General features: G+C 43.5%; 18 protein-coding genes. 17 read left to right on the plus strand and 1 reads right to left on the minus strand.

Features of this window, described 5'->3' with window-relative positions; translation table 11 throughout:
• Positions 1 to 11 precede the first annotated feature (11 nt).
• The 10 genes from CEQ75_RS03990 (at position 12) to dnaB (ending at position 9066) form a co-directional block, all read left to right on the plus strand.
• The gene (locus tag CEQ75_RS03990) at positions 12 to 212 is read left to right on the plus strand and encodes a DUF951 domain-containing protein (RefSeq protein WP_089609178.1); all 201 of its coding nucleotides are present in this window, start codon (positions 12 to 14) and stop codon (positions 210 to 212) included.
• 86 nt (positions 213 to 298) lie between these two features.
• Entirely contained in the window at positions 299 to 1036 is a 738-nt protein-coding gene (locus tag CEQ75_RS03995) for a Fic family protein (RefSeq protein WP_089609179.1), read from the plus strand.
• A gap of 137 nt (positions 1037 to 1173) precedes the next feature.
• On the plus strand, positions 1174 to 1461 hold the full coding sequence (gene rpsF, locus CEQ75_RS04000; protein ID WP_089609180.1) for a 30S ribosomal protein S6: 288 nt from the start codon (positions 1174 to 1176) through the stop codon (positions 1459 to 1461).
• A gap of 21 nt (positions 1462 to 1482) precedes the next feature.
• Positions 1483 to 1875 (plus strand): single-stranded DNA-binding protein, encoded by a 393-nt coding sequence (locus tag CEQ75_RS04005; protein WP_089609181.1) that lies wholly within the window; start codon positions 1483 to 1485, stop codon positions 1873 to 1875.
• A gap of 35 nt (positions 1876 to 1910) precedes the next feature.
• Positions 1911 to 2192: a 30S ribosomal protein S18 gene (gene rpsR / locus CEQ75_RS04010; RefSeq protein ID WP_089609182.1), complete on the plus strand. Its 282-nt coding sequence runs from the start codon at positions 1911 to 1913 to the stop codon at positions 2190 to 2192.
• 133 nt (positions 2193 to 2325) lie between these two features.
• Positions 2326 to 3318 (plus strand): YybS family protein, encoded by a 993-nt coding sequence (locus tag CEQ75_RS04015; RefSeq protein WP_089609183.1) that lies wholly within the window; start codon positions 2326 to 2328, stop codon positions 3316 to 3318.
• Between the two features lie 26 nt (positions 3319 to 3344).
• Complete coding sequence (locus tag CEQ75_RS04020; RefSeq protein WP_089609184.1) at positions 3345 to 5276, plus strand: DHH family phosphoesterase; 1932 nt, start codon at positions 3345 to 3347, stop codon at positions 5274 to 5276.
• Between the two features lie 44 nt (positions 5277 to 5320).
• Complete coding sequence (gene rplI / locus CEQ75_RS04025) at positions 5321 to 5767, plus strand: 50S ribosomal protein L9 (protein ID WP_089609185.1); 447 nt, start codon at positions 5321 to 5323, stop codon at positions 5765 to 5767.
• A 50-nt stretch (positions 5768 to 5817) separates the two neighbouring features.
• Positions 5818 to 7734: a Lon family ATP-dependent protease gene (gene lonC / locus CEQ75_RS04030; RefSeq protein ID WP_089609186.1), complete on the plus strand. Its 1917-nt coding sequence runs from the start codon at positions 5818 to 5820 to the stop codon at positions 7732 to 7734.
• Positions 7735 to 7743: 9 nt separating this feature from the next.
• On the plus strand, positions 7744 to 9066 hold the full coding sequence (gene dnaB, locus CEQ75_RS04035; protein WP_198306691.1) for a replicative DNA helicase: 1323 nt from the start codon (positions 7744 to 7746) through the stop codon (positions 9064 to 9066).
• Positions 9067 to 9071: 5 nt separating this feature from the next.
• Here dnaB and CEQ75_RS04040 read toward each other — a convergent pair whose 3' ends face one another.
• Positions 9072 to 9896 carry an undecaprenyl-diphosphate phosphatase gene (locus CEQ75_RS04040; RefSeq protein WP_089609188.1) on the minus strand — a complete coding sequence of 275 codons (825 nt, stop codon included), beginning with the start codon at positions 9894 to 9896 and terminating at the stop codon, positions 9072 to 9074.
• Positions 9897 to 10273: 377 nt separating this feature from the next.
• Between CEQ75_RS04040 and CEQ75_RS04045 the strand changes: the two genes are divergently transcribed.
• The 7 genes from CEQ75_RS04045 to CEQ75_RS04075 all read left to right on the plus strand — a co-directional run bounded on the left by CEQ75_RS04045 (position 10274) and on the right by CEQ75_RS04075 (position 17096).
• Complete coding sequence (locus tag CEQ75_RS04045; RefSeq protein ID WP_198306627.1) at positions 10274 to 11500, plus strand: HlyD family secretion protein; 1227 nt, start codon at positions 10274 to 10276, stop codon at positions 11498 to 11500.
• Between the two features lie 21 nt (positions 11501 to 11521).
• Positions 11522 to 12463: an ABC transporter ATP-binding protein gene (locus tag CEQ75_RS04050; RefSeq protein WP_089609190.1), complete on the plus strand. Its 942-nt coding sequence runs from the start codon at positions 11522 to 11524 to the stop codon at positions 12461 to 12463.
• 9 nt (positions 12464 to 12472) lie between these two features.
• Complete coding sequence (locus CEQ75_RS04055) at positions 12473 to 13417, plus strand: ABC transporter ATP-binding protein (protein ID WP_089609191.1); 945 nt, start codon at positions 12473 to 12475, stop codon at positions 13415 to 13417.
• A gap of 75 nt (positions 13418 to 13492) precedes the next feature.
• Positions 13493 to 14617 (plus strand): ABC transporter permease, encoded by a 1125-nt coding sequence (locus CEQ75_RS04060; RefSeq protein ID WP_089609192.1) that lies wholly within the window; start codon positions 13493 to 13495, stop codon positions 14615 to 14617.
• Between the two features lie 126 nt (positions 14618 to 14743).
• Entirely contained in the window at positions 14744 to 15151 is a 408-nt protein-coding gene (locus tag CEQ75_RS04065; RefSeq protein WP_089609193.1) for an ester cyclase, read from the plus strand.
• 142 nt (positions 15152 to 15293) lie between these two features.
• Positions 15294 to 15683 (plus strand): PaaI family thioesterase, encoded by a 390-nt coding sequence (locus CEQ75_RS04070; protein WP_089609194.1) that lies wholly within the window; start codon positions 15294 to 15296, stop codon positions 15681 to 15683.
• 144 nt (positions 15684 to 15827) lie between these two features.
• The gene (locus CEQ75_RS04075) at positions 15828 to 17096 is read left to right on the plus strand and encodes a hypothetical protein (protein WP_089609195.1); all 1269 of its coding nucleotides are present in this window, start codon (positions 15828 to 15830) and stop codon (positions 17094 to 17096) included.
• The last annotated feature ends 7 nt before the right edge of the window (positions 17097 to 17103 follow it).

Below are 17103 nucleotides of genomic sequence, written 5' to 3' on the forward strand. Positions count from 1 at the left end.
AGGTATCAAAGATGGCTCAGTTTTATCTGGGGGATATAGTGCGCCTAAAAAAACCTCACCCCTGCGGAAGTTATGAATGGGAAGTGATGCGCACAGGGATGGATTTTCGCATTAAATGTCTGACCTGCAGTCATCAGGTAATGCTGTCCCGGGTTGATTTTGAAAAACGAGTAAAAAAAATTATCAAAAGCAATGCGCCTCCGGAAAAATAATTTATGGAGGTGCTATAATCAGGTAAAATTAAGCAAGATACGGTATAATATAATTCGTGACACTATAAAGAAAGAGGGTGATACTCATGAAACAGGGATTGCTGGAGCGATTGCGTGAAGAAAAAGAGATGAAACTAAAGGGAGGTCTGTACCATCAGACTCAGATCAAGCTCGCTTACAATTCAAACCGGATCGAAGGCAGTCTTCTGTCTGAGGATCAGACTCGGTACATTTATGAGACAAATACCCTTAATATGGAACCGAATGAAACAGCAAATGTTGACGATATTATTGAAACAATTAATCATTTTTCCTGCTTTGATTATATGCTTACCTATGCGGATGAGGAACTGACGGAGGATATGATTAAGGAATTCCACCGATTGCTTAAAAGAAATACTTCCGACGAACGCAAAGAATGGTTTCGGGTCGGGGACTACAAAACCAGACCAAACGTAGCAGGTGATACGAAAACAACTGCTCCATCAAAGGTCGGTTTAGAAATTCAAAAATTACTTGCCAATTACCATCAAAAAAAAGACATAAAAGTTGAGGATATTGTGGACTTTCATTACAGGTTCGAAAGCATCCATCCTTTTCAAGACGGCAATGGCCGAGTAGGGCGAATTATTATGTTTAAGGAATGCCTAAAAAATGATATCCTCCCTTTCATCATAGACCATGAACATAAGCTTTTTTACTACCGCGGACTGAAGGAATATAAATCAGAGAAGGGATTTCTTATGGGTACCTGCCTATCATCACAGGATCAATATGATGCAATGGTCTCGTACTTTTATCCAGACCTAACGCAATCTGATTAAAATACACACCCCGGAAAAATAATTTGTCACCCTTACTAATTTATGCTATAATACCCTAGTGTCACTATATCGGTAGTGTCCCTGCCCCTGAGCGCACTGCGCCGGGGCCGTTAGTCCAGAGGGAGGAGGTGAAGATCATGCGTGCATACGAAGCTATGTATATTATCAGACCTGATTTTGACGAAGAAAAGGTTAAGGCAACTATGGAAAAGTATTCAACGCTGATCCAGAATAACGGTGGTGAGCTGGGTAAAGTGGACCTTTGGGGAAAACGCAGACTGGCTTACGAAGTCAAAAAGTTACACGAAGGCTTTTATGTCCTGATGAAGTTCAATGGACAAGCAGAAGTCCCGGCTGAATTAGAACGTAACTTTAAGATTTCCGATGATGTCATCCGTTATTTGGTCGTCAAAGAGGAAGAGTAAAAATACAGGTGGTGATTTTCCGTGCTTAACCGGATCGTTTTGATAGGGAGATTAACGAAAGACCCAGAATTACGTTATACACCCAATGGTGTCGCTGTAGCCACTTTTACCTTGGCTGTGGACCGCATGAGAAAAAATGCCCAAGGGGAAAGAGAAACAGATTTTATTAACATCGTTGTCTGGCAGAAGCAGGCAGAAAATGTGGCCAATTATCTTTCTAAGGGTAAATTGGCGGCAGTAGACGGACGCTTGCAGATCAGAAGTTATGACGATAAGGACGGCCAAAGACGGTGGATGACAGAAGTAGTTGCGGAGACTGTTCGTTTTCTTAGCCCCAAGGATTCCGGGGGATCAGGACCAACGGACTTTATTGGTGCGGAAATGGAACATTCTGATGATGATTTGCCATTTTAAGTTAGGATTTAGGTAAGGATAAGGAGTGAAAAAACATGGCTTATGATAGCGAACGGGGCGAGCGGGGCGAACGCGGCGGCCGAGGCGGAAGAGGCAACCGGGGACGCCGGGGCCGAAAAAGGGTCTGCAGTTTCTGTGTCGACAAAGTTCAGTCTATTGATTATAAAGATGTGGGCAAGTTAAAGAAATATGTTACCGAACGGGGTAAAATTCTCCCCAGGCGTATTTCAGGAAATTGTGCCAAACACCAGAGAGGCTTGACTCTGGCCATTAAAAGAGCAAGAAATATTGCCTTATTGCCATATGCGACTGAATAAGAAAGAAAAAAGAGGAGCTTGAGCTCCTCTTTATTTATATGCATATGTCCCTGGTGCAGGAAAAAACCAGAGTTGTGCAGAAATCACTTTAAGAGGAAACCAATCTACACCGGTATTGGGAGGAAAATAAAGGGTGAGTAATCAAGACAGGAAAAATATAACGTCTGTCCAAGCATTAACGGAAGGAGCATTAATGGCTGCTTTGGCATCATTGCTAGGTATCATCGGAATTTATATTCCGGTTTTAGGAATGATTACCGGTTTAGTATGGACAATTCCGATTATACTTTTAATTATGCGCCACAACATGAAAGTGGGCATCATGGGCTTGGTGGTCACCGGTTTGTTGATTGCCATGCTGGCCGGTCCGGTGCAAAGCATTCTTTTTCTGGTGAATATGGGCGGGATGGCCTTGATTTACGGTTATTGTTTTAAAAATAAACTTTCTCCTTTGAAGGCACTGCTCTTTGGTACTTTGACAGCTGCTGTCTCCACGGCAGCAACCATAGCCCTTTCTGCTTTTGTGGCTAATTTGCCCCTAACCCAAATGATCACGGATATGAAAATGGCAATAAATGAAGGCTTTAAGGTTTATGAATCTATGGGTATAATGGAAAATATCCTGCCCAAGGGCGTTACTGCGGAACAGTACAAGGAACAATTTTTTCATCTGATGGAGACCTTATTACCGGGGATTTTTATTGCGGCTTCGATGGGTACGGCCTTTATTAATTATCTGGTGGCGAGAGAATTCCTCAAAAGATTAAGATACACCGTGCCCGAGATGCCTATGTTTCGTGATTGGCATCTGCCCTGGCAGATCGTTTGGGGTGTTATTTTAGGCCTTACCCTGTTTCTTTCCGGACGTTTCCTGGAGCAAGACATTTTTATCTTGATTGGACAAAATATTCTCTATATCTATTATCCCATCTTACTGGTATCAGGAGTTTCCTTATTAGTATTTTTATGGAAGAATAATATTTTGACCGGTTTTATGCGGGTTTTAGTTGTGATGTCCGCCTTTCTCTTCAGTGCCATATTTTTCATGGCCTTGATTATGGTAGGGCTTTTTGATCCGTTATTCGACTATCGGCGTTTTTTTCGGGAGAAAAAAACCGGCGAATAATTTTCAGGTGAAAGGAGCTAATCTGATTGGACAGTCCATATTTTTGGCTGGGCTTAGTGCTTGGTTTAGCGCTGGGCTTAGGCGTATTAGTAATCTGGTGGCATCTGCAAAAAATGAAGGGTGGCGCCCCCAAAAATTCGGCAGCATCGATGGCAATAGATGATGGGTATCCTGATTATCTGTGCCGGATCTTTGCCGACATTGTGGAGGATGTGTCCTTAGGCGTAGCTATTGTAGATCCTAAAGGAGAAATACTTTGGTCTAACAAGGGCTTGCACCAGTTATTGAAACGAGATGAAGTCAAAGGAAATCTAGCGGAGCTCTTACCGGGTCTCCCGATAAATATCCATAACTTATTAAACAGTAAGAAGTCAATGCAGCTGTCTTTTAAAGGGACAGTTTTAAAGGTAGACAGCAAACAAATAGATCAGCCCCAGGGTTTCGTGCTCAAATTTGAGGATATTACTGAAAAACTAAGTCTTTGTCAGCATCGGCAGGAAGATAAACCTGTGCTTGTTCTAATGCAAGTTGATAATTTAGCGGAAACCCTTCAGGAAATAGAAGAAGAAGAAAGACTGGTTTTGCAAAGTACCGTCGATAAAATCTTGACGGAATGGGCTTTGAAATTGGAAGGATTTTTGAAAAAGTACGGGGAAGGACGTTACTTGGTCGTTATGAGCCAGGAATCATTAAGGGAATGCCAAAAAAACCGTTTTGATATTATGGATCGCATCCGGGAGATTAAATTGGGTAATACCATCCCTGTGACTCTGAGTATGGGGGTGGGGGTAGGTGAAGAACCGATCATTGATATATCCCGCTTGGCGAATCAGGGCTTGGAGTTGGCTTTGGGACGGGGCGGAGATCAAGCCGTGGTTAAATGGACAGATAAGGTTTTGTTTTACGGTGGGAAAAGCAACGTTACGGAAAAAAAGACGAAGGTTCGAGCCCGGGTGGTAGCAAACACCTTGCGCTTTTATATTCAACAAGCATCCAATGTCATCGTTATGGGTCATGAAAGTACGGATTTAGATAGTGCCGGAGCGTCTTTGGGTATCGCTAAGGTGGCTATGGATTTTGGTAAACCTGTGCAGCTTGTTCTGGATAACTCCACAGGTACATTAGACAAGTTATGGGTGATGATAAAGGAAGATCCATTATATGGGGAGCGCTTGGTTACCGGTGAGGAAGCTTTGGCCCGGGCAAATTCAGAAACTCTTTTGGTGATTTGTGATACCAATAAGCCTTCTCTCCTGGTAGAAGAGGGGCTTATTTCCCAAGTAGGAAGAATTGCTATAATCGATCACCATCGGCGGGGAGAAGAGTTTATCAGCGAAGCTCAATTAATCTATGTAGAGCCATATGCATCATCCACCAGTGAACTGGTCACGGAAATCATCCAATACTTAGGGGAAGAAGTCACTTTAGATCCCTTGGCAGCATCGGCAATGTTGGGAGGGATTATGGTAGACTCCAAATATTTCATTTTCCAAACAGGTGTCAGGACTTTTGAAGCAGCCGGCTTTTTACGCCGTATGGGTGCAGGGTCTAAAGTGGTACGAAAGCTCTTGCAAGATGATTTTGACGTGGTGGTAGAACGATCCCGGGTGGTGCAGAACGCGAAGATCGTGTTTGAAAATATTGTGCTTGGTTTCCTGGAGCAGGAGGTGCCTCATAGTACGATTATCGCTGCGGAAGCGGCCGATTCACTATTAAGTATTGAAGATATGAAAGCATCTTTTGTGCTTTATAAGGTCCCGGAAGGAGTCAATATCAGCGCACGTTCCAATGGAGAAATCAATGTTCAGGTATTATTGGAAGGGTTAGGAGGCGGGGGTCATTTGACCGGAGCAGGAGCCCAGTTAAAAGATACCGGCCTCCCGGAAGCAGAAGAAAAGCTGATGGTTTTATTAGAAGCCTATATGGAGGAAAATCAAGTTGAATCATCAGGACAATAAAAACCTGCTTTAAGCAGGTTAATTGATAGAGGAGTGTGATCATTGTGAAAATCATTTTAACTCAAGATGTGAAATCTTTAGGTAAAAAAGGAGATATCGTACAGGTGGCGGAAGGCTACGGCCGAAATTTTCTTTTGCCCAAAGGATTAGGTCTGGAAGCGTCCAACACCAACCTTGCTAATCTGGCTCATGAAAATGCTCGTACCGTGGCAAAAAAGCAAAAGGAACTGGAGGAAGCACAAAATATTGCCAAAAAATTACAGGGTGCTGTAGTTAATATTACTGCCAAAGCAGGTGAAGGCGGTAGATTATTCGGTGCTGTAACCAATAAGGAAATTTCCGAACAGGTACAGGCACAACATAAAGTGGCCATTGATCGGCGCAAGATGGAAATCAAAGAGCCCATTAAAAGTGCCGGTTCCTACGAGGCTGTGATTAAGCTCCATCCTGAGGTGCAGGTTGTGATCAAAATCAATGTCATGGCCCAATAATCCCAAATTTTTTGTTGACATACTTGGAGAAAGACGGGAAGGGGTATTAAATGGGATTCTTAGATAAGTTCATCAGTCAGAAGCAACAAATAGATGGAGAGTTACAAAGAGAAGACCTGGAACATCAGGTGGCTGCTTTATACGCGCTGGTCAGTGATCTTTTTGGATCGGATCGCATGGTGATTCAGGCCACCAAATTAGAGGCGATCCCTTTAATGAACTCCAAGGATTTAGAAGAAAGAGTGCTGGGACTGCAAAAAATAGTTTTTAAGGATCCGACTCTGGATGTTGTCCCTCAGAGAGAGGAAATCCCTGACCTGATTGAAGAAATCGAATCAGAATTGGCCGACTATGTTGCGCGCCGTTCCGTAGAGGAAAGATTGGAAAAAATGATTTCTGATCGTATGCAGGAACGCCATGAGGAATATTTAAAAGAAATTAAAATGCAGATTGTAAAAGAGAATAGCAATGTAGAAAATGCCCAGTCATTAAAAAAGTTAGCGATTTTGGAAAAAATGGAGCATGTTAAGCTAGCCCGCTCAGCCATGGAGGTTTTACGGCCCAAGGAGCTGGGGGAGATTGTGGGACAGGAAAAAGCCCTGAAGGCTTTGATGGCCAAAGTTGCCTGCCCTTTTCCTCAGCATGTGATTTTATATGGGCCCCCAGGGGTTGGTAAAACAACTGCGGCCCGCCTGGCTTTGGAAGCGGCGCAAAAGCTGAAAACTACTTCCTTTGCTCCTGAGGCCAAGTTTGTAGAAGTGGATGGAAATACCCTGCGCTGGGATCCCCGGGACGTTACCAATCCCCTGTTGGGTTCGGTACATGACCCTATTTATCAGGGGGCAAAAAGAGACCTGGCCGAAACAGGCATACCTGAACCGAAGCTTGGTTTAGTTTCTGAAGCCCACGGCGGCGTACTTTTTATTGACGAAATTGGGGAAATGGATCCCATGTTGTTGAATAAGCTGCTTAAGGTGTTGGAGGATAAAAGGGTGCATTTTGAGTCCTCTTATTATGATCCCCATGATGAAAGTGTGCCCCAATATATAAAACAGCTTTTTGATCAGGGGGCACCGGCAGATTTCGTCCTGATCGGTGCCACCACGAGAAGTCCGGGGGATTTGAATCCCGCCCTGCGTTCCCGGTGCGGTGAAGTGTTCTTTATGCCTCTGACACCTCAGGATATCAGAGAAATTGTGGTGAATGCGGCTCATAAACTGGAAATTGAATATGATCCCCTGGTAGCGGATATTATCGCCGAATATACCATTGAAGGCCGAAAGGCCAATAATATCTTAGCCGATGCATATGGGCTCGCCCTTTATCGTCAGGAATTATCCGGACAAGGAGAAGCAACTGTCTATATTACCAAAGAAGATGTCTATGAGGTCGTGCAGACCAGCCGATTGGTCCCATATGTGACGGAGAAAGCAACTCCTCAAGGAGAGGTGGGCAGGGTATTTGGTTTGGGCGTTGCCGGATTCGTCGGTTCTGTCCTTGAAATAGAAGCAGTCGCATATCCGGCGTCTCAAAAAGGAAAAGGACAGATCCGCTTTAATGAAACAGCAGGCAGCATGGCCAAAGATTCTGTTTTTAATGCCTCCTCTGTTTTTCGTAAGATCACTGGTCAGAATCTTAATGATTTTGATATCCACGTCAACGTGATCGGGGGAGGTAATATTGATGGCCCTTCTGCTGGGGTAGCTATTTTTACATCTATTTACAGCGGGGTGCATCAAAAAGCTGTGCGTCAGGATGTAGCCGTCACCGGGGAATTATCCATTCAGGGTAAGGTGAAGCCGGTAGGAGGTATTATTGAAAAAATTTATGGCGCCAAGCAGGCCGGTATGGCCTTGGTTGTGATTCCTAAAGATAATGAAAAAGACATTCCCAGCGGGTTAAAAGGGATTGAGGTTGTTACAGCTGCAACTGTGGAGGAAGCCTTGAAATATTTGTGGAGGGATTAAATCGTGAGTATGCCTTTAGAGCGGATTCCCCCGCAAAATGTAGATGCGGAACAAGCTTTGCTGGGCGCCTTAATGTTGGATGGAGATGCCATCTTTCATGTGGTAGAGCATGTCCGTACCAGTGACTTTTATAAGGATGCCCATCGCATTATTTTTGATTGCTTTTTAACTTTAAATGAACGCAATGAACCGGTAGATCTGGTCACTTTAGTGGAAGAATTGCGCAGGCGGGGTGACTTGGAAAAGGTCGGGGGGCTGTCTTATGTAGCCGCTCTGGCCAATGCTGTGCCGACGGCGGCCAATGCAACCTACTATGCAAAAATTGTTGCGGAAAAGGCTTTGCTTCGTTCCCTGATCAGCGTTTCTACGAAAATTGCCCAGCATGGATACGAGCAAGATTTGGAAGCGGCGGAACTTATTGATGAAGCCGAAAAAATGATTTTTTCCGTGACTCAGAGAAAAACCAGGGACGGCTTTGTGGCGATGCGGGATGTGGTGGTAGAGGCATTTGAACAGATTGGCCGTACCAAAGCCCAAGACGGGGTGACGGGGCTGCCCACTTTCCGCAATTTAGACTATTATCTTTCCGGATTGCAGAAGAGCGATTTAGTGATCGTGGCAGCACGGCCGGCGATGGGGAAAACTTCTTTCTGCTTGAATATTGCTCAGAATCTGGGGGTTAAACACGATAAGACCGTAGCCATCTTTAGCCTAGAAATGTCCAAAGGGCAATTAGCCCAAAGAATGCTTTGCGGCGAGGCTCGGGTAGATCAATCCAAGGTCAGAACGGGTTATGTGAATGAAGAAGAATGGGGGCGCCTTTCTGTGGCTTTGGCACCTTTGGCAGAGGCAAAAATTTATTTGGATGATACCCCCGGGATAACCGTCATGGAAATGCGGGCCAAAGCCAGAAGGCTAAAGGCGGAAAAGGGATTGGATCTCATCGTCATTGACTATATCCAGTTGATGCAAGGTAATCGTCGTTCAGAAAATCGCCAACAGGAAATTTCGGAAATATCCCGTTCTTTAAAAGCTCTGGCCAGGGAACTGGATGTGCCGGTGATGGCTCTGTCACAATTGTCTCGTGCCGTTGAGCAGAGCGCAGATAAAAGACCGAACTTAAGTCACCTGAGGGAATCCGGAGCCTTGGAGCAGGATGCTGATATCGTGATTTTTATCCATCGTCCCGAATATTATGATCCGGATACGGAGCAGAGGGGGATTGCGGAAATTATTGTGGCCAAGCATAGAAACGGGCCTGTGGGTACGGCAGAGCTGGCCTTTATCAAGGAATATACAAAATTTATGGATTTGGCAAAAGAACCGGTTTGAGGAAACTATCCGCGCAATATGAAGTAGCCAATCACCACCAGCCCCAATATGATTCGATACCAACCGAAGGCTTTAAAGTCGTTGTTTTTAATATAGCCCAGCAAGAAGCGAATCGCCAGGATAGAAACGAAAAAGGCCACGATCATACCAGTGATCAGAATGGCGATTTCCATTCCCGTAAAGCTAAAACCGAACTTTACCAGCTTTAAGGCACTGGCGCCGAACATAACGGGAATTGACAGGAAGAAAGAATATTCGGCAGCAATAAACCGGGAGGAACCCAATATGATCCCGCCTAAAATGGTGGCGCCTGAGCGGGAGGTGCCAGGAATCAGGGATAATACCTGGAACATCCCGATTAAGAAGGCGGTTTTATAGGATAAATCTGTGAAACTATTGACCTTGGGCAGGCGGCCCTGATTGCGATTTTCAATTACAATAAACAGGATCCCATAAAGAATCAACATCATGGCTACAGTTTGGTAGTTATACAAATGATCGTTTAACCAATCATCAGCTAAAAAGCCGATAACGGCGGCGGGAATTACGCCAACAATCACCTTATACCAAATGGCCATGGTGTCCTTTTTTTCCTGTCGGGATTTCCGGGGTGAAAAAGGATTCAGTTTATGAAAAAAGAGAAGGACTACCGCCATAATCGCGCCTAGCTGAATGACCACAAAGAACATTTCTTTAAATGCCGCTGAGGCGTTTAATTGAATAAATTCCTCGACCAAAATCATATGTCCTGTGCTGCTGATGGGAAGCCATTCTGTTATGCCTTCCACCACTCCTAAAAATACGGCTTTCAGTAATTCCAAAAAAAGCATGATCTTGTATCAACTCCCCCATCAATATATTTAAAAATATGATCTTTAGAACTACTAATGCTTAAATACTTAATCAACCTGACTGTGGTAAAAAAAGGCGGAGAAAATATGAAGCAGGTAAAATTCAACTTATTGTATCACTACCAATGGGGGGACGCAATGGTTTTGACAAATAAGGAGTTTTCACCAAAGAGGATATGAAAGCGGTTTTGACATAAAGCTGAATATTTGTTGAAATCAATGCAAAAGAGTTACCTTGGTAACTCTTTTGCATTTCTTTTTAAAGTATAATGTAAAAGCTGATAAAATTTAGTATGATATAGAGAAGACAAAGGCAAGAAGCAAAATCAATGATAATTGCTTCCAGGGAGGGAAATATGGGGAATATTTTAAAGTTTATCCGATCTAAGGGACCAATGGTGCTGATTCCGGTCCTAATTATTCTGCTGTTGGTGGGGATTTTTGTTTATAACGCCGGTCAAAGAAGCGGTTCATCCCTGATCACAACAGGGGAAGGAACCTTTATTGAAGCTTCCGGCGTTGCAGAAAACACCGGGGTGGCGCTTAGCTCTGAAGTGGCAGGTACCTTAATAAAAAGTGAGGTCAAAGAAGGGGATCCGGTAAAGGCCGGACAAATTATTGCCGTCATCAGTAATACTACCCTGGAGAACCGTTATGAACAGGCTAAGCTCAGCTTGGAAGCAGCCGGGGAAAATGTCAATTTACTGGAGAACAGCATCGAGAATTCCTCTGTCCAAAATGGGGATATGATTCAACAATCTAAAAATGCTTATTTGGCTGCAGAAGCAGAATACCAAAAAGTTATGGATGGTGCCGGCTCCGAAGAAATCAAACAGGCGCAGGAGGCGGTAAACCAGACAGTTATCAGTTTGGAAACCAGCAAAAAAAATCTTAACAGATTTCAGGAATTATTAGCCGAAGAAGCAATTTCCCAAAACCAGTTTGATGAGGCGGAAAGCAATTATAATATTGCTCAGACCCAGCATAATGCAGCCCAAGCTAAATTAGACTTATTAAAGTCCTATCCAACTGCGGCCAGTGCCCAAGCGGCAGAGAACAGAATGCTCCAGGCTAAAGCAGGTTATCAACTGGCTAGGTCCAACAGCAATACCCAGATTCAACAATTGAAAGATCAATTAGAAGTTGGAAAAGTACAGCTGGAACAAGCCCAAACAGCAATGGACCAGGCGGAAAAAGAAATGGATAAAACGATACTCAAATCGCCCATAGATGGGATTGTCAGCCGCTTCCCCTTTAGCCAGGGTGAATTGATTGCTGTGGGCAAACCCATTGCTGAGCTTAATGATCCCCGGCGCGGGGAAATAAAAGTATATGTTTCGGAAGCAAATATTGGTCATGTTGCCGTTGGTCAGGAGGTCAAACTCTTTGTCGATTCCCATGAAAATCAAGGGATAGAAGGAAGAGTGTTAAGTATCAATCATGAAGCGGAATTTACGCCGAAAAATATTCAAACCAAGGAAGAAAGAGTGAATACGGTTTTTGCCGTCAAAATTGAGATTTTGGATGCCACCGGCATTATTAAGCCGGGCATGCCGGTAGATGTAAAAATTAAGATTGATTAGAGGACAAAAGGAGAACCTGAAATGGAATTTGACATCCAAACCTTTTCTCTGGGCAAAAGCTTTGGCGAAATCGTGGCGGTGCATGATTTAAACCTTGCCGTAGAGCGGGGAACTATTTTTGGTTTAGTAGGGCCGGATGGAGCCGGGAAGACCACCACCATGCGCATGCTTTGCTCTCTGATCAGCCCGGACAGGGGAAAGGGATCGATCAGAAATTTAGATATTGTCAAAGACAGCGAAGAAATCAAGAAATACATCGGCTATATGCCCCAGAAGTTCAGTCTCTATGGGGATCTTACGGTGATGGAAAACCTGGTCTTCTATGCCGAAATATATGAGGTGCCCCGCAAGGTCATGAAAGAAAAAATTGATTATTTGCTGGTTTTCAGTAACCTTAAGGAACACACCAAAAAACTGGCGGATCAACTTTCGGGAGGCATGAAGCAGAAACTGGCATTGTCCTGCAATCTGATTCATACACCGGAATACTTATTCCTTGACGAGCCGACCATTGGGGTTGACCCGGTGGCAAGGAGAGAATTATGGAAGATTCTTTTTGATCTGCGGGCACAGGGTGTGACGATCTTTGTCAGTACCCCTTATATGGATGAAGCAGAAAGATGTGATGTCATCGGCCTGATGAATCAGGGTAAGATTATTAATCAGAATCCACCGGCCAATATGATCAACGGTTTTCAAAAAACCATCCTCAGTGTGTTTGCGGATGACCCTCATCAGGGAAAAGCTTTTGCTCCCACATTACCTTATGTGGAAGATGCTTATTTGATGGGAGAGGAAATCCATGTGGTGCTGGAGGATGATCGCAACGATCAGAATAAAATCTTTGATGATTTTGTCAAGCAGGGTATCAAGGTAAAAGAGATAAAAAAAATTAAGCCCGCGTTGGAAGATATTTTTGTTAATTTGGTACGCCATGAACAAGAGAATCAAGATCAAAAATGAGGATAAAAAATGGGAAATGCGGAAAATGCAATTGAAATCAGGAATTTGACGAAAAAATTCGGTGAACATCTGGTCGTCGATAATATTAGCTTTGATGTTAAAAAAGGCGAGGTCTTTGGTTTTTTAGGCCCTAACGGGTCCGGAAAAACAACGGTGATCCGGATGCTCATGGGTTTAATCAGTCCTACCTTGGGCACTGGAAGGGTATTGGGCTGGGATATTGCTCTTGATCAGGAAAAACTAAGAAGTGCCATCGGCTACATGTCGCAAAAATTCAGCCTTTATGAAGACTTAACCGTGGAAGAAAATCTTAATTTTTATGGCGGCGCTTATGGTATTTACGGTAAGAAATTAGCCGAGGAGAAAAAAAGAATCCTGACCATGGCAGATTTAGTGGGCAGGGAAAAAATGATCACCGGAAATTTATCCGGCGGCTGGAAGCAAAGACTGGCTTTGGGCTGTGCCATCATTCACCGGCCCAGGCTCCTCCTCTTGGATGAACCTACGGGAGGTGTGGATCCCATCGCCCGCAGACAATTCTGGGATGTCATTTACAACCTATCCCGGGAGGGTGTGACTATTTTAGTAACTACCCACTATATGGATGAGGCGGAACATTGCAATACCATCGGCATCTTGTATTACGGCAATATGTTATCCCTGGATACACCTAATAAGATGAAGGAGGAAATTATTCAGGGAGATATCATTGAAATTTTGACCGATGACACGCTGAAGTCTATTGACGCTTTAAAATTACACGAACAGGTTAAAGATGCAGCGGTCTATGGAGCGGGGATCCATGCTTTGCTCGAACCAGGTTTCTCTTTAGATCAACTACATGATTATTTGAAGGAGCATGATATTGAAGTTTACAACATGGAAAAGGTGCTGCCTTCCTTGGAAGATGTTTTTGTTTTCCTTGTTGAAAATGAAAAAAGAGCGAATCGGTAAGGTAAAAGTGAAAAAATGTGGAAAATGTGGGAAATGTGGAAAATGTGAAAAAAATGTCTGTCTGGAGCGGATAAGATGAAATTTAATCTGAGAAGAACCTTGGCGATCATCAAAAAGGAATTCGCACAAATCAAAAGAGATAAAAAGACCATTGCCATTATTATCATGATGCCCATCATGCAGCTATTACTTTTTGGCTATGCCGTATCCACCAGTGTAGATCATATCCCCACGGTGGTTTTAAACAACGATATCGGGCAGGAAAGCCGCGAGCTGCTGGATCGATTCACAAACTCTCAATATTTTGATCTGGATGCGTATGTGACAAGTATTAATGATGTGGAAAAATATATTGATTACGGGGACGCGAAAGCGGGTATTGTGATTCCCCCCGGATATTCAGACGATATCAGAAGAGGCGAAACAGCCCAAATTCAATTGATTGTTGACGGTAGTGATCCAACAACAGCCCAAACCATCTTATCCAGTGCCGGCGGCGTCGTACAGTCCCTTTCGGTGGATATTATGGAAAAAACCTTAGGGGCACCTTTACCCCAACCTGTGGAATTAAGAAGCAGAGTTTGGTATAATCCTGATATGAGCAGTACTAATTTTAATATTCCCGGTCTCATCGGTATTATTTTGCAAACGGTAACTTTGATGCTGACCTCCTTTTCCGTTGTCCGGGAAAGGGAAAGAGGGACGATGGAGCAGCTGATTGTTACACCCATCACCAAAATGGAGTTAATGGTGGGCAAATTAGTTCCTTATGTTATTATCGGTTTTATTGATATTGTTGTCGCCTTGGCACTTAGTCTCTTTTGGTTTGGTGTTACAGTCTCCGGCAGTGTGCTGCTGCTGCTGTTCTTTTCCATTATCTTTTTAATCAGTGCCCTGGGGGTCGGTTTATTGATTTCCACTGTTTCCAAGAGTCAGCTTCAGGCGATGCAATTATCTATGTTTATGATTATGCCGAATATCTTACTTTCCGGGTATATGTTTCCCAGGGAAGCCATGCCGGAGGTTATTTATGCGGTGAGTACGGTGATCCCTTTAACTTATTTTTTAAACGTACTGCGGGGTATTATGTTAAAAGGCAATACCTTTATGATCCTTTATCAGGAATTTATTATTTTAAGTGCTTTTGGAGTTGTCTTTTTAGTTTTGGCAGTAATTAAGTTTAAAAAGAGAATTGATTAATAGCGTGGCAACGGGCCATTAGGGGAGACGATGGAACTGTCCCCGTGGCTAAGCGGTGTAGCAATAGGAAATTATTTCGCTGTAGTGCTGAAATAAAGCAAATAAAAAGATCAGAGGAGGAAATCAATGATGAGCAATGAAAAAATGAAAATGGCTGTAAAAAACCTTATTGAATCAGACACGGTGGACATCATCGGGGAACTTTGTGCCCCTGATTTTGTGGGGCATATGCCGGGTATGCCGGAACCGGTAGATCGCAGTGGTTTCATGAATTTTGCAGCCATGCTTTACAGTGCTTTCCCTGATTTGCACCATGATGTGGAAGTGCAATTAGCGGAAAACGACCTGATGGCCCTTTGTGTAAAAGTGAGCGGTACCCACCAGGGTGAGTTTCAGGGTATTCCTGCTACCGGGAAAAAGGTGGTCTTTATCGACTTGATCATTACCCGTTTAGAGAATGGCAAGGCAAAAGAATTATGGGCGCAATTTGATATTTCCGGTTTGCTGCAGCAGCTTGGTGTGCAACAGGTCTAATTTAAGAGGATGATTCCTTTGTGCCTGCACAGCCGGAGTCAGGGGAAAAAAGTCAGGGAAATGTTCCCTGGCTTTTTTGATGTGCCACAGGCTTGACGTCAACCAGACTCTTTGTTTATAGTGAAGAAAAGGAGTGATAGACATGGATGAAAATAACATAAAAAATATCAAAAATGATAAATTTGCCGCATTGGTGGGGATTAAACTTTTGCAGGTGGGGGATGGTTATGCTCTGACTCAAATGGAGGTATCTGAGAAACATCTTAATGGCATCAATTTTGTCCAGGGAGGAGCGATCTTTACCCTGGCTGATTATGCCTTTGCAGCGGCCGCCAATGCTAAGGGACTCATGACCGTAGGCATTACCAATAATATCTCTTTTATCAAACCGCCCAAGGGGAAAATTATCACAGCTGAGGCTCGTGAAGCTTCCTGCTCCAGAAAATTATGCGTTTATAACGTGGACGTTTTTGATGATGATAAAGAGTTAATTGCCCAGATGAGTGCCATGGGCTATATCAAAAATAAGTAAGGGGGAACCCCGGTTCATAGAAGTCTACAGTAGGAGTTTATAATTTGTTTAGATTTTGTTCACGAAAAAGCAAGACTCCTTCGTTATAATGAAGGTAAGAAGCAGCTTCTCAATATACATAAAATAAAAGAAGGAGTGATCAGCATGAATAAGAAAAAAAGAACCGCCATGATTGTCACCTTTACCTTAGGCGCCTTTTTATTTGCCGGTACCGCTTTGGCGGATATTTTGGACAAAAGCGGCTATGATCAACTGAAGGATGCCATCAAGATGACAGCCCAAAACTGCACGGAGAACTACCAAAGCTTTACCCTGAACATGTCCATGGACATGAAGGATAACGGTAAGGTGGTTATGTCGGAAAGCATGATAACAAAATATGATGTCAAGAAAGGAGCCCGGGAGGAAACCAGCCAGTCTCAAAATAGCAGTAATAGAACAAATTCTTCCTACAGCACTTACAATTATTATGATGAAGAGCAGAGTATCGGAAAATCTTCCTTTGATGATAATTATATTGTCACCACCTTTAAGGACCGCAAGAATCAAATGACCTTAGATAAAGAAGATAATCCCTTTAATCAGGAAGAGGCTAAGGATATGGAGCGAATTTTGGATGCTCTGGTAGGCAGTTTGAGAGATCATGTGATCGTGACGGAAAATGCTGATGGGAGTAAAAGCATGACAGGGAACCTGTCTGAAGCGCAGATTCCTGCTTTAATCAATGCCTTAGCATCCTTCCAAATGAAGCAGCAATTTAACGGCAATCAGGAGGGAATCACGGATTTAAGCTCTGATGTTTATGTCAAAGAGGTGCGGGGAACGGCAGAAGTGAATCAAGAGGGTGCTCTGGAAAGTATTTTAGGCTCTGCTATCGTTTCCGGAGTGGATGTTCAGGGTGAAACCCATGAAATCAGCCTGGAAATCCTCTTTGAGCTGAGGGATATTAATAATACCAAGGTTGTGAAACCGGATCTTAAGGGGAAAAAGGTGATCACCCAGGAGGTGAATGAAAACCAAGACTCCCATTTACCTACGCCGGAAAAATTTGTCGGTACTTTTAAAAATGATATCATTATGGAACAAGACGGTAAATTCGTGAAAATCGGCGAGAGAGTCGTGGAAATTACCTCCCTGGATAAAAAAGCTGCCCAAGGCAACTACCGGGAAGAACTGAAAGAAGGCTTTGAAGAATACGCCAGCTCTGCTGATATCTTCACCTTTGAAGCGAGCTTTGATAATGAAGATTCGAACAATGCCACCCTAGAGGCCAGCACGGAAGACGGCAGCAAAATGTCAGGAAATATGTATTTTGACGGACATTCCGGTCGTATCTCCTTATACTTAAATCATGGGACATCTGTGAATAATAAGGTGCGCGATGATTATGACTTCCGCCCGGATTTTGATTGATTGGTTG

This window comes from Dehalobacterium formicoaceticum (assembly GCF_002224645.1).
Classification (GTDB): Bacteria; Bacillota; Dehalobacteriia; order Dehalobacteriales; family Dehalobacteriaceae; genus Dehalobacterium; species Dehalobacterium formicoaceticum.

Excerpts from the sequence above, each read along its gene's own strand:
- CEQ75_RS04075 (WP_089609195.1), top strand. The coding sequence starts at position 15,828 with ATGAATAAGAAAAAAAGAACCGCCATGATTGTCACCTTTACCTTAGGC.
- CEQ75_RS03990 (WP_089609178.1), top strand. The coding sequence starts at position 12 with ATGGCTCAGTTTTATCTGGGGGATATAGTGCGCCTAAAAAAACCTCAC.
- CEQ75_RS04045 (WP_198306627.1), top strand. The coding sequence starts at position 10,274 with ATGGGGAATATTTTAAAGTTTATCCGATCTAAGGGACCAATGGTGCTG.
- CEQ75_RS04060 (WP_089609192.1), top strand. The coding sequence starts at position 13,493 with ATGAAATTTAATCTGAGAAGAACCTTGGCGATCATCAAAAAGGAATTC.
- dnaB (WP_198306691.1), top strand. The coding sequence starts at position 7,744 with ATGCCTTTAGAGCGGATTCCCCCGCAAAATGTAGATGCGGAACAAGCT.
- lonC (WP_089609186.1), top strand. The coding sequence starts at position 5,818 with ATGGGATTCTTAGATAAGTTCATCAGTCAGAAGCAACAAATAGATGGA.
- CEQ75_RS04055 (WP_089609191.1), top strand. The coding sequence starts at position 12,473 with ATGGGAAATGCGGAAAATGCAATTGAAATCAGGAATTTGACGAAAAAA.
- rpsF (WP_089609180.1), top strand. The coding sequence starts at position 1,174 with ATGCGTGCATACGAAGCTATGTATATTATCAGACCTGATTTTGACGAA.
- rpsR (WP_089609182.1), top strand. The coding sequence starts at position 1,911 with ATGGCTTATGATAGCGAACGGGGCGAGCGGGGCGAACGCGGCGGCCGA.
- CEQ75_RS03995 (WP_089609179.1), top strand. The coding sequence starts at position 299 with ATGAAACAGGGATTGCTGGAGCGATTGCGTGAAGAAAAAGAGATGAAA.
- CEQ75_RS04040 (WP_089609188.1), bottom strand. The coding sequence starts at position 9,896 with ATGCTTTTTTTGGAATTACTGAAAGCCGTATTTTTAGGAGTGGTGGAA.
- CEQ75_RS04070 (WP_089609194.1), top strand. The coding sequence starts at position 15,294 with ATGGATGAAAATAACATAAAAAATATCAAAAATGATAAATTTGCCGCA.
- CEQ75_RS04065 (WP_089609193.1), top strand. The coding sequence starts at position 14,744 with ATGATGAGCAATGAAAAAATGAAAATGGCTGTAAAAAACCTTATTGAA.
- CEQ75_RS04050 (WP_089609190.1), top strand. The coding sequence starts at position 11,522 with ATGGAATTTGACATCCAAACCTTTTCTCTGGGCAAAAGCTTTGGCGAA.